We start from the raw sequence: 11640 nt of genomic DNA, 5'->3' as shown, positions 1-11640 counted from the left end.
CGGCCAAGCTCATCAGTGATCGAGCCAAACAGCTCAGGGTCGCGGGTGGACAGAGACTCGGTGAAAAAACCATTCTGGCGGTGATGGGCATTCATGAGTGTGGCTCCTGAGTTCGTGTCAAGAAACGCGCCGATCATGACGGGCTTCATTTGTTTCTATATGTGGCTTCTGGATCAGATCACGCGGTCTCTCGGATCGCGTCCCTGGAAGAAATCATCGAGGTTATCAAGGACCCGAAACCCCATGGCTTCGCGCGCTTCGCGCGTAGCGCTGCCAAGGTGCGGCAACATCACGAGGTTATCGCATTGCAACAAATCCGGGCTGATGCGTGGCTCTCCGTCAAAAACGTCAAGCGCCGCGCCGCCGATCAGGCCATAGATGAGCGTTTGGGTCAGTGCCCATTCATCAATGACCTCGCCGCGCGCAGTGTTGATGAGGAAAGCGTCCTCTTTCATCAAATCCAGTCGGCGCGCGTTGATAAGGTGCCGATTGGCTGCACCGCCGGGGCAATGCAACGAAACAAAATCGCATTGCGGTAGAAGGGCATCGATACTGTCAACCTGACTTGCCTTGCATTGGGCGAGGATTTCCGGCGCGATAGTGCTGCGGTTGTAGACGAGAATGTCCATGCCAAAGCCATGGTGCGCACGGCGTGCCATTTCCTGGCCGATACGACCATAGCCAATGATGCCCAGCGTCTTGCCACTGACCTTGGTGCCCACCAGATGCGTAGGGCGCCATCCGGTCCAAGAGCCGCCGCGCAACTCACGCTCGCCCTCGCCTGCGCGGCGGGCAACCATCAACAACAGTGTCATGGCCAAATCTGCCGTGCATTCTGAGAGAACATCTGGCGTGTTGGTCACGGTGAGCCCGAGATTGCGCGCCGAAGACTCGCAAATGTGGCTGAAGCCGACGCCATAGTTGCCAAGAATCCGAGTTTGTGTCGCAGGAATATCCAGGGCCTCGGCCGTTAGCTTGTCGGTTACCGTGGGCAAGACCGCATCGAATTTTCCCAAGGTGTCCCTGAGCTCGGCCGGCGACAGGGGTTTGTCGCCGGTGTTGAGCACAACGTTATAGTCTTCGGCCAGCTTCGCCTCGACGGCGGCAGGCCAACGACGGGTCACGAAAACCGAAGGTTTGACCATCACGCGGCCTCCATTACACGAGCGATGGTTTCCCCGATGACGGCGGGATTATCGGCAACAGTGACACCAGCGGCCGAGAGGATCTCGACTTTTTCGCTGGCGCTTTCGCCAAAGGCCGAAATGATCGCGCCGGCGTGCCCCATGGTGCGCCCTTTGGGGGCCGTGAGGCCCGCAACATAGGCCACGACAGGTTTGGTCACATGGTTGCGGATGTAGTCGGCTGCTTCGGCTTCTTGTGGGCCGCCAATCTCGCCAATCATCGCGATGACATGGGTGTCTTCATCTTCCTCAAAGCGTTGCAGAATGTCCTTGAACGACGATCCATTGATCGGATCGCCCCCAATTCCGACGCTGGTCGAAACGCCTAGGCCACGCTCTTTCAATTGCGCGGCGGCCTCATACCCGAGCGTCCCTGACCGGCCAATGATCCCGACGTTGCCAGGCAGGTAGATGTGACCTGGCATAATGCCCAAAAGCGCCTTTCCAGGAGAGATTGTCCCTGCGCAGTTCGGGCCCGTGAGGACCATGCGCTTGTCACGTGGATAGCGGTACATGTAGCGCTTCACGCGGATCATGTCCTGTGCCGGAATTCCGTCCGTGATGCAGACGCAGTAGCGGATGCCTGCATCGGCGGCCTCCATGATGGAGTCGGCGGCAAAGGGCGGGGGCACGAAAACGAGGCTGGCTTCGGCGCCGGTGGCCTCAACAGCCTGTTTCACGGTGTCGAAGACTGGCACGCCTTCAACGGTTTCGCCACCTTTGCCGGGGACAACGCCACCGACGACATTGGTGCCGTATTCGATCATGTCTTTGGTGTGGAACCGGGCCATGCGGCCGGTGATGCCCTGAACGATAACGCGGGTGTTACGGTCGAGAAGAATGCTCATCAGACGGCCCTCAGGTTGGTGGCTTGGGTCAGGTCGTTTCGCCAGGCGCCCACGGCGCGCTCAGCGGCTTCAATCAAGGTGGTGGCACGGATGATCGGCAGGCCAGATTTGGCGAGGATCTTTTGTCCCTCTTCTACGTTGGTCCCGGCCAGGCGCACGACAACGGGGATGTCGATATCCAACTCGCGCAGCGCCTGAACGACACCTTCGGCCACCCAGTCGCAGCGGTTGATGCCGGCAAAGATGTTGACGAGGATCGCCTGAACATTGCTGTCTGACAAAACCAACCGAAATGCTTTTGCCACGCGCTCTGGAGAAGCCCCGCCACCAATGTCGAGGAAGTTGGCTGGCTCTCCACCAGCCAGCTTGATCGTGTCCATCGTCGCCATTGCCAAGCCCGCACCGTTCACGATGCAGCCAATGTTGCCGTCGAGGCCCACGTAAGAGAGGCCGCGATCCGCGGCACGGCTTTCGCGCGGATCCTCCTGGCTTTTGTCGCGCAGTTCGGCAATTTGCGGGTGGCGGAACAAAGCGTTGTCGTCAAAGCTCATCTTGGCATCCAGCGCCAGAACGCGGTTGTCGCCGGTGATGACCAATGGGTTGATCTCAACCATGGTGGCGTCAAGATCGCGGAAAGCTTGATAACAGCCCTGTAGCGTCCGCACCATTTGCTGCACCAAGGCGGGTTCCAGCCCAAGCGAAAAGGCGATTTCGCGCGCTTGGAACTCTTGCAAACCAACTGCTGGCTCGACAATGGAGCGCACGATGCTGTCCGGGCGCTCTTCGGAAATCTCTTCGATCTCCATGCCGCCTTCGGAGGAGGCGACAATCATCACCCGCTGGCTCGAACGGTCCAGTACGAAGCCCAGGTAAATCTCGCGGTCGATCGGCACAGCGGCTTCGACATAGACGCGGTAAATGCCTTTGCCTTCCGGGCCGGTTTGATGTGTGACCAGCTTTTGACCAAACATGCCTTCGCAGGCCTGATAGATTTCGTTTTCGCTGTCACACAGCTTGACGCCACCGGCTTTACCGCGACCGCCTGCATGCACCTGGGCCTTGACGATCCATTTGTCGCCCCCCAATTCGCGGGCGCGATAGGCTGCCTGTTCAGGGCTGTATGCCAGCGCGCCCGCAGGCACGTCGACACCGAAATTCGACAGAATTTCCTTGGCCTGATATTCGTGAATGTCCATTTGCTCCTCCCTGTTTGAGCGGCGTTACTGTGCAGCAATCGCCTGGACGTAGTGTTTGTCGAGAATGCTCTGAATTTCAGCGTCATCCAGTTCGGCCCCAAGTACTTTGAGCGCGTCACCAAAGCGGCGGACGATCTCGCGAATAGCCGTTGGGGTCAGCTGATTGAGGATACCGATGCGCACCTGCACGGGCGCTGAAAGGGTTGGCCAAATACCGAACCCTTCGGCACGACAGTTCTGCACCAGCTCCATTTCCCGTCCTGCAAAGTCTGGTGGCAGGTTCAGCACCAAAAGGCTGGTCATATTTGAAGTGACCGTGCAGCCCATGGCTGTCACCACTTCGCGCAAGACGGCTTCGTGATGCGCATAGGATGCCGCGCGCTCGGGTAGTGTTTGTTGCAAGGTCAGGCGCAGCGCCTCGTGAAAGGCAGCAACTGCATAGGCCGAGTGGGTTCGGTGATAGGTGCCCTTTTCGACATCTTGCCCGTCAACAATGCCCCAATGGCGCGCTTCGAACAGCGGGTTATGAACATAACTATACGCACCACTGGCCTTGAGAGAGGCAATATAGGCATCGGCAAAGCTGACCGGAGCATAAGTCAGCGGCAGGCAGCACAGCCCCTTTTGCGGGCAAGAGGCCCAGCCAACAACGCCCGCGAAGTCATCAATCGAGAAATCCTCGATTCCCAATGATGAAACAGCATCCACCAGACCCATAGCATCGTGGCGCAGGCAGGCATCTGAAAAACCTTGGATGTCGTTCACCCGGCCCGACCCCGTTTCCCAATGCGCCATAAAGGCCCACTTGGGTTTGTGTGCGGCCAGTGCGGCTTCGACCATCTCGCCAGTGACAGATTGGCCGTGGGGCACGTCGATCAAGATTACACTTGCGGCCTGCGGGTCAAGTGGGTTTGCAGCATGCTCTTGCGGTGTGGCGGCCTTGATGCGCAGGGTCAGGCCGTCGATGCCCGAAAAAGTTCCGTTCACAAAGGCCACAACCTTGTCGCCCGGCATGACCGCCGAGAACATGGTGTCAAGCGCACTCCATCCAGTGCCTGCTACCGCAAACGTATAAGTGTTCGAAGTGCCCCAGACCTGTCGGAGCATGTGTTTGCATTCCACCATTCCGCGCAGCACATCTTCCTGCATGTGGTCCGCGACACCGGTGCGCACGAAAGCTTCCAGAACGCGGTGGTCGGTGTTGCCGGGACCCGGGCCAGCGGCCAATGTCTCGGGAATTCCAAGTGTTGGAAAAATCTCTGAACGCATCTCATGTCCCTTGTTGTGCGATCGATTTATCGCCGTCAGTCGAGTTGCCTCATAGAAAATCGACAGTTGCCGGATCGCACAACGTCGCTTAATACTGCTTTTGGACATCTATTTGGATAGGGAAGTACCTACCCAATTGGGTAAGGATACCACCGTATACCGATATTGGCCCTGCCAATATGGGTAGTTTATTGCAAATACCTCAACAATAACAGGAGATTAGTGAGGTCATGGATCAAATCGACATCATGCTCGCAGACAGCAACCCCTTGGTCCTGTCGGCCATGTCTGAGATTTTTGACCGCGACTCGCGATTCTCTCTAGTGGCGACTTCGGCCACCGCCGAAGGGTTCCTTGGCACGGTCATGCGTGTCCCGGTTCAGGTTGGTGTGGTGGACTGGCACTTGCCGGTACTCGGGGCCGCCAAATTGATTGAAGTGCTGCGTGAACACGAAAACGCACCCCGGTTTGTGGTCTATGGCGAAGCGGGTGGCGATGCCCCGCGCCTGGCCATGCAGGCGGGGGCAGCTGGTTTTGCCAACCGCTCGGGGGACGTACAGGGCCTTTTGGAAACATGCGCCGAAGTGGCTGCCGGTAAGATGGTGTTTCCCTTTGTCGATGTGCGCAAGATGCACCAGGATCCGATCTACAGCCTGTCCCGAAAAGAACGCGCGATCCTTGAGGCGTTGGCCAAGGGCATGTCCAACCGCGAGTTGTCCAAAGAGCTTGGCATCTCGACAAATACCGTGAAATTCCACCTGTCCAACGTTTATGAAAAACTCTCGGTCAAGAACCGGGCTCAGGCGATTGCATATTATTATTCGTCGCAGTTTTCTCGCACGAACGAAGGGTAGGTTGCGTGCCCAAGGCCCTTGCAGGACGAGGGGGCGGGGGGTAGCACTTCAGTATGAGACAACAGAAAACATCTAGCAGTCCGACGCGCGGTTTGGACATTCTGCGACACGCTACACAAGAATTCTGCACTGTATCAGAAGCTGATGTTTCACCTGAGAAACACAACGCATGGTGGCGAACACATGACACAGTCTGAAATCAAAGCGGAAATCTTGCTGCCTACCAATGAAATCCGCGATGACATTCCGTTTTTCACAAAGACGCTTGGGTTTCGAATGGACTCGATCTTTCCTGCGGACGACCCTACGGAGGCAAGCTTTTCCGGGCACGGGCTGGCCTTGCGCATTCGCAAGGGTGCCGACGTTGCGCCGGGTGTCCTTCGCATTCTGACAGATGATGTTGGCGATTTTGCCCAAGGTCAAACAGCATTGACTGCCCCCAATGGAACCCAAATCGAGATTGTGCCGCTGACCCCCATGCTTGTTCAGCCTGCAACCAAGCACGAATACGCCGTCCGCCGGTTGCGTGACGAGGCACCTTGGATCATCGGGCGTGCTGGGATGCACTATCGTGATCTGATTCCAACGCGGCTGGGTGGGTCGATCATCGCCAGCCACATCCGTATCCCTGATGGTGGACCGGTACCAGACATGGTGCATTACCACACGGTCGGGTTTCAGTTGATTTTCTGCTACAAAGGTTGGGTCGATGTTCTGTACGAAGATCAGGGAGATGACATGATGCGGTTGGAGGCTGGTGACTGTGTCATCCAGCCTCCGGAAATACGCCATCGGGTTTGTCATGCTTCACCTGACATCGAGGTGATTGAAATCGGCGTTCCGGCGGAGCACATAACCACAATCGATCATGAAACCGTCCTGCCCAACGGTTTTGGTGACCCTGAGCGTGAGTGGCAGGGGCAGAGATTTGTGCACCACGTTAAGTCCAAAGCGACTTGGCAGCCCTTTCGCATCCCCGGTTTTACCTGCCGTGACACCGGCATCAGCGCCGGAACCAAGGGGGTCGCAGGCATTCAGGTCGCGCGATATGATGGTGGACCCACTGCCAGAACCCGCCACGATTCTGACATCCATTTCACCTTTGTGATGGCGGGCACCATGACCCTGCACGCCGAAGACAAGGTGCCGCGCGTGCTTGAACCCGGAGACGCTTTCGTGATCCCGCCCGGGTTGGTGACGCAGTACCTTGATTGCTCCGACGATCTTGAACTGCTCGAGGCGACGCTTCGTGGCGATGGAACCACCGAGGTCCTCATTGAGTAACATCTCAGCTTGGATTGTGAATTTCATTTTGGTTCTTAGAAAAGGTGCCCGCGCCTAGATTGCTTTGAAAGGCTTACGTTGTTGACGTTGCTTATTAACTGATCCTGTTGATGAGTCGCTGTTTTGTATGATTAACCCAGTGGCTTCACTTTGTACTGGCGACCGATGTGCCGCCTTATGCCTGCTGCATATGACGCAGATGGCTTGGGGGCATCCCGGCCCACCGCTTAAACGATCGTGTGAAATGCGCAGGGTCGCTGAACCCGGTCATCAGGGCAATTTCGGTGATCGGAGCCTGAGTTTCACATAGTAGCGTCGACGCCTTAGTAAATCGCACCCGGTCCAGCAACGCTCGATAACTTACACCTTCGTTCCGCAACAAGCGTTGCAAACTGCGCACGCTGGATTTCGCGAGCTCTGCCACCCCCGCGATATCGCTGTTCCCTTCAAGGAGCCGCAGTGACATGAGAGCTTCGATTTGTGCCAAGGAGCCTTTAGCCTTTGTTGACAGCACATCTGACAGGACATCGGTCGACGTCAGCGGAGTCGCGGCCAAGGTTGGATTCTTGGTGGCCAAATCGGTCGCAGTCAGTGCGACGGATACCCCACTGCCACGATACCGCACCTCAGTTGCCAACATATGCTCCAACCCATTGTGGCGGTGGTCTTTGCCATAGAAAAGCCGCACCCATTCAGGTTGCCAATTGGCCCCCAGAAAGTGCCTTACTATGCCCAGCAGAGGGGGTAGTATGTGATCGGCGTGGTGACGGCCATGTTCTGAGACCACGGATTGATGGGAGTAGGTCAAAAGGACCGTCTCACCCTGCCGCTCCAGGAGGATGTTACCGATGTTCTGATGCAACGAGATCGTTTGTTTCAACCGCAGGACCGCCCCGTGAAGGGTTGCTGCTTCGATCGCATATCGAACCCATTTGCCATACACAGTAGGCTTCATTGCAAGTCCAACCCGCAGTCCGAACAAATCGTCGGCCGCCTCGCGGCTGGCGTTTTCAAACAGGTGTACCATTTGAGGCATCAGGATTTCCTGATCGAGGTGTTCGATGATTGCCAGCGGCAGCTGCGTTTTGGCAAAAGCACGTTCCAGAGGGCGCACGCCGGCCATGTCTTCCAGCATTGCCGGCAAAGGACCCATGCCGGTGGCCTTTGTCAAAGGAATAAGCTGTGCTACCATAGCGGGTATTGTGATCGTTTGGCGCAAAATGGCAAGCGCTCTGAGTTTGTATCGGTCATGTAGTACTTGTCGCAACGGGCCAAAAGCCCGGAAATTAAAAAAACTAATGAGTTCAATTCACTAGGGAGAATGCAAAATGCAGTACAAACTCTCAGCTGTGCTGAAGGGTGTCAAGGCTATGACCGGCGTGGTGGTTGCCGCTACGTTATGGACGGCTTTGCCTGCCTGGGCACAGGATAAACCCAATATTCTTGTGGTTTGGGGGGATGATGTCGGTCAGTCCAATATCTCTGCCTATACCATGGGCATGATGGGGTATCGCACACCCAATATTGACCGCATCGCCGACGAAGGCATGATCTTCACCGACTACTATGGTGAACAATCCTGTACCGCAGGTCGCTCATCTTACATCATGGGCCAGTCGGTATTCCGTACGGGTCTGTCCAAAGTGGGCCTGCCCGGGGCCAAAGAGGGGATGCAAGTCGAAGATCCCACCATCGCGGGTCTTCTGAAAGCCGAGGGTTACGTCACCGGCCAGTTCGGTAAGAACCACCTTGGTGATCGCGACGAACACCTGCCCACCAACCATGGCTTTGATGAGTTCTTCGGCAACCTTTACCACCTCAATGCCGAGGAAGAGCCGGAAAACGAAGATTACCCCGGTGATATGGTGATGGCGGATGGCCGGACCTTCCGCGAAACCTTTGGTCCGCGCGGCGTGATCAAGTCGTCGGCGGATGGCAGCATCGAAGACACCGGCCCGCTGAGCAAGAAGCGCATGGAAACCGTGGATGATGAAACCGTCGCGGCGGCTGTGGACTTCATCACCCGTGCGCATGAGCAGGGCAAACCCTTTTATGTCTGGTGGAGCGGCACCCGCATGCACTTCCGCACCCACGTACGGGAAGATATGCGCGCCAAGGCCAATGAAATTGCAGGCCACAAGGTCGATGAATACACCGCGGGCATGATCGAGCACGATCTGCACATTGGTATCTTCCTTGACCTGCTGGATGAGCTGGGTATCGCTGACAACACCATCGTGCACTATTCGACCGACAACGGGCCGCATTACAACACCTGGCCTGATGCGGCTGCGACCCCCTTCTTTGGTGAGAAAAACACCAACTACGAGGGTGGATGGCGTGTGCCGTCGATGGTGCGCTGGCCTGGGCAAATTGCCGAAGGGTCGATTTCGAACGAGATCATGCACCACATGGATTGGTTGCCGACTCTTCTGGCTGCCGCGGGCAATGAAACCATCAAGGACGACCTGATGGCCGGTGGCGTTCAGGCCATAGGTCGCGAGTACAGGGTGCACCTGGATGGCTACAACTTCCTGCCCCATCTCACCGGGGCCGAGGCCAAAGGCCCGCGCGACGAGATTTTCTATTTCTCGGATGATGGTGACCTGACCGCCCTGCGCTGGCGCGAGTGGAAGATGATCTTCATGGAGCAGAAGGAATACAAAACCCTCCGCGCCTGGATGGAGCCGTTCACCCCGCTACGTGTCCCGCTGATCTTTAACCTGCGCCGCGATCCCTATGAGCGTAGCTATCAGACGTCGAACACCTACTATGACTGGCTCCTTGACCGTGCCTATCTGCTGGTTCCGGCGCAGGCTTATGTTGGGCAATTCCTGGCCACGTTCCAAGAGTATCCGCCACGCCAGAAAGCGGCGAGCTTCAGCCTGGAACAGGTGATGGACAAGCTGACTGCACCGACCCACAATTAACTTGGGGGTCAGCCCGGTAAAGAAAGAAACCGCCTCCATTTGGGGGCGGTTTCCAGCAGACAGGGACAGACAGAGGTTTTTGATTTGATTGTAAAGGGGCTTCGCATGACCCGCTTATGTACCATCGCCATGCTTCTTACCATGATCGGGGGGCACGCTCTGGCGGACCCGCTTCCGTCCTGGAATGAGGGCGAGACCAAATCTCGCTTGATCGATTTTGTCACGGCGGTGACGGATCCCGAAGGCCCCGACTACGTGACACCGGCGGATCGCATCGCGACTTTTGACAATGATGGCACTCTGTGGGCCGAGCAACCGGTCTATTTCCAACTGATTTATGCCGTGGATCAGGTTGCAAAGATGGGAGAAGCCGACCCAAGTATTCTGGCCACGGACGCGCTCAAGGCTGCCGCAGCCAGGGATTACAAGGCGCTCCTGGCCACTGGCAAAGAAGGTTTGGTCGAGGTGCTGGCCGCATCACATGCAAACATGCCGCTTGCAACCTTCCAGGCCGAAGTTGCCGACTGGCTGGCGCGGGAACGCCACCCGCAAACCGATATGGCCTATGACACGATGCTGTACCAGCCCATGCTGGAGCTTCTCAGCTATCTGCGTGATCAGGGTTTTAAAACCTACATTGTCTCGGGTGGCGGTATCCAGTTCATGCGAGTCTTTGCCGAAGAAGCTTACAACATTCCACCCGAGCAGGTGATAGGCAGCTCGATCACCTCGACCTACGAGGTCGTCGATGGTGTGCCCACCATCGTCAAGGGCGGTGATGTTTTCTTTGTCGACGACAAAGAGGGCAAGCCGGTGGCAATTTCACACCACATTGGCAAGCGCCCGATCCTTGCTGGCGGGAACTCTGACGGGGATTTCCAGATGCTGGAATGGACCACTGCGGGGGACGGCCCCCGGTTGGGCCTTTTGGTGCATCACACCGACGGCGATCACGAATGGGCCTATGATCGAGAGGGGCATATCGGTGTCCTTAATCGCGGCCTAGATGAGGGGCCAGACCGTGGTTGGCTAATTGTTGACATGAAAAACGACTGGGGACGCATCTTCCCGATCAATCCAAACTGGAAACGTTCCCGATGAGTGCACTTGACGATATTGCCACGCTAAAGAAACGCATGGGCGAGACCATCATTGGTCAGAAGGATGTGATTGACCGGCTGGTGATCGGCCTTCTCGCCAATGGCAACCTTTTGATCGAAGGCCTGCCCGGATTGGCCAAGACACGTGCCGTCAAGGCAATGGCCAAGAACCTCGAGGCTGATTTCAGTCGCATTCAGTTTACGCCTGACCTCTTGCCTTCTGACGTGACTGGCACCGAAGTGTACCACCAGTCCGGCGGCGCGGCCGAGTTCCGGTTCGAGCCGGGGCCGGTCTTTGCCAACATCGTGCTGGCGGACGAGATCAACCGCGCGCCTGCCAAGGTGCAGGCGGCGCTATTGGAGGCCATGGAAGAACGCCAGGTCACAGTCGCGGGCACCACCCACAAGATGCCGCCGCTGTTCATCGTGATGGCCACCCAGAACCCCATCGAACAAGAGGGCACATACCCTCTGCCCGAGGCACAGATGGACCGTTTTCTGATGCATGTGCAGGTTCTCTATCCCCCGGTTGAAGATGAGGTCGAAGTCATTCGTCTGGTGCGTGGCGAGGATCATGCCGGCAATACCGGGGCCAAGTCAGAGCGCCCTCCGGCAATCCCACAAGACGCAGTGTTTCAGGCCCGCGCCGAGATCGGTAAGATCCACGTCGCGGACGCCATGGATCGCTATTTCGCCGACCTTGTACAGGCGACACGCACACCGGGCGCGATTTCGCAGGACCTGGGGCGCTGGATCGAGATTGGCGCCTCGCCCCGCGGCTCTCTGGCATTGGACAAATGTTCTCGGGCCCACGCGTGGATGAACGGACGCGACTATGTCGATCCCGTCGACGTGCGTGCGATTCTCAACGATGTGTTACGCCACCGCATTGCTTTGTCATTCGAGGCTCAGGGGGATGGCATGACGCCAGATCAGGTGATCGACGAGATCGCAGCCCAGGTTGCGCTGCCCTGA

General features: G+C 57.2%; 10 protein-coding genes. 5 read left to right on the top strand and 5 right to left on the bottom strand.

Annotation, left to right across the window (positions count from 1 at the left end; genetic code table 11):
- Nucleotides 1-173: 173 nt before the first annotated feature.
- Genes EK369_RS19550 through EK369_RS19535 form a run of 4 tightly spaced genes read right to left on the bottom strand, consistent with a single transcriptional unit; the run spans nucleotide 174 to nucleotide 4497 of the window.
- On the bottom strand, nucleotides 174-1145 hold the full coding sequence (locus EK369_RS19550) for a 2-hydroxyacid dehydrogenase (RefSeq protein ID WP_127115956.1): 972 nt from the start codon (nucleotides 1143-1145) through the stop codon (nucleotides 174-176).
- The gene (sucD, locus tag EK369_RS19545; protein WP_127115955.1) at nucleotides 1145-2032 is read right to left on the bottom strand and encodes a succinate--CoA ligase subunit alpha; all 888 of its coding nucleotides are present in this window, start codon (nucleotides 2030-2032) and stop codon (nucleotides 1145-1147) included. The genes EK369_RS19550 and sucD overlap by 1 nt, the downstream gene beginning before the upstream one ends.
- Nucleotides 2032-3228, bottom strand: a complete 1197-nt coding sequence (locus EK369_RS19540; protein ID WP_127115954.1) for a malate--CoA ligase subunit beta — start codon at nucleotides 3226-3228, stop codon at nucleotides 2032-2034. Before EK369_RS19540 ends, sucD begins: the two co-directional genes overlap by 1 nt.
- A 24-nt stretch (nucleotides 3229-3252) precedes the next feature.
- The gene (locus EK369_RS19535; protein WP_127115953.1) at nucleotides 3253-4497 is read right to left on the bottom strand and encodes a pyridoxal-phosphate-dependent aminotransferase family protein; all 1245 of its coding nucleotides are present in this window, start codon (nucleotides 4495-4497) and stop codon (nucleotides 3253-3255) included.
- Between the two features lie 230 nt (nucleotides 4498-4727).
- Here EK369_RS19535 and EK369_RS19530 point away from each other — a divergent pair, with 230 nt between their 5' ends.
- Nucleotides 4728-5351: a response regulator transcription factor gene (locus tag EK369_RS19530; protein ID WP_235871492.1), complete on the top strand. Its 624-nt coding sequence runs from the start codon at nucleotides 4728-4730 to the stop codon at nucleotides 5349-5351.
- 183 nt (nucleotides 5352-5534) lie between these two features.
- A complete protein-coding gene (locus EK369_RS19525) occupies nucleotides 5535-6635 on the top strand; it encodes a cupin domain-containing protein (RefSeq protein WP_127115952.1) in 1101 nt (366 codons plus the stop codon).
- A gap of 175 nt (nucleotides 6636-6810) precedes the next feature.
- Here EK369_RS19525 and EK369_RS19520 read toward each other — a convergent pair whose 3' ends face one another.
- Complete coding sequence (locus EK369_RS19520; protein WP_127115951.1) at nucleotides 6811-7854, bottom strand: AraC family transcriptional regulator; 1044 nt, start codon at nucleotides 7852-7854, stop codon at nucleotides 6811-6813.
- A 151-nt stretch (nucleotides 7855-8005) separates the two neighbouring features.
- On the opposite strand from EK369_RS19520, the gene EK369_RS19515 reads away from it, so the two are divergent.
- The 3 genes from EK369_RS19515 (at nucleotide 8006) to EK369_RS19505 (ending at nucleotide 11640) form a co-directional block, all read left to right on the top strand.
- Nucleotides 8006-9565 carry an arylsulfatase gene (locus EK369_RS19515; protein WP_127115960.1) on the top strand — a complete coding sequence of 520 codons (1560 nt, stop codon included), beginning with the start codon at nucleotides 8006-8008 and terminating at the stop codon, nucleotides 9563-9565.
- 105 nt (nucleotides 9566-9670) lie between these two features.
- Complete coding sequence (locus EK369_RS19510) at nucleotides 9671-10666, top strand: HAD family hydrolase (protein ID WP_127115950.1); 996 nt, start codon at nucleotides 9671-9673, stop codon at nucleotides 10664-10666.
- The gene (locus tag EK369_RS19505) at nucleotides 10663-11640 is read left to right on the top strand and encodes an AAA family ATPase (RefSeq protein ID WP_127115949.1); all 978 of its coding nucleotides are present in this window, start codon (nucleotides 10663-10665) and stop codon (nucleotides 11638-11640) included. The genes EK369_RS19510 and EK369_RS19505 overlap by 4 nt, the downstream gene beginning before the upstream one ends.

This window comes from Shimia sediminis, from assembly GCF_003990645.1.
Taxonomy (GTDB): Bacteria; Pseudomonadota; Alphaproteobacteria; order Rhodobacterales; family Rhodobacteraceae; genus Shimia; species Shimia sediminis.
Note: the sequence above shows the minus strand (reverse complement) of the source record. Positions and strands in the feature narration are given on the sequence as shown.

Bases quoted from the DNA above. Each gene is read 5' to 3' on its own strand.
- EK369_RS19550 (WP_127115956.1), bottom strand. From the start codon at position 1,145: ATGGTCAAACCTTCGGTTTTCGTGACCCGTCGTTGGCCTGCCGCCGTC.
- sucD (WP_127115955.1), bottom strand. From the start codon at position 2,032: ATGAGCATTCTTCTCGACCGTAACACCCGCGTTATCGTTCAGGGCATC.
- EK369_RS19540 (WP_127115954.1), bottom strand. From the start codon at position 3,228: ATGGACATTCACGAATATCAGGCCAAGGAAATTCTGTCGAATTTCGGT.
- EK369_RS19535 (WP_127115953.1), bottom strand. From the start codon at position 4,497: ATGCGTTCAGAGATTTTTCCAACACTTGGAATTCCCGAGACATTGGCC.
- EK369_RS19530 (WP_235871492.1), top strand. From the start codon at position 4,728: ATGGATCAAATCGACATCATGCTCGCAGACAGCAACCCCTTGGTCCTG.
- EK369_RS19525 (WP_127115952.1), top strand. From the start codon at position 5,535: ATGACACAGTCTGAAATCAAAGCGGAAATCTTGCTGCCTACCAATGAA.
- EK369_RS19515 (WP_127115960.1), top strand. From the start codon at position 8,006: ATGACCGGCGTGGTGGTTGCCGCTACGTTATGGACGGCTTTGCCTGCC.
- EK369_RS19510 (WP_127115950.1), top strand. From the start codon at position 9,671: ATGACCCGCTTATGTACCATCGCCATGCTTCTTACCATGATCGGGGGG.
- EK369_RS19505 (WP_127115949.1), top strand. From the start codon at position 10,663: ATGAGTGCACTTGACGATATTGCCACGCTAAAGAAACGCATGGGCGAG.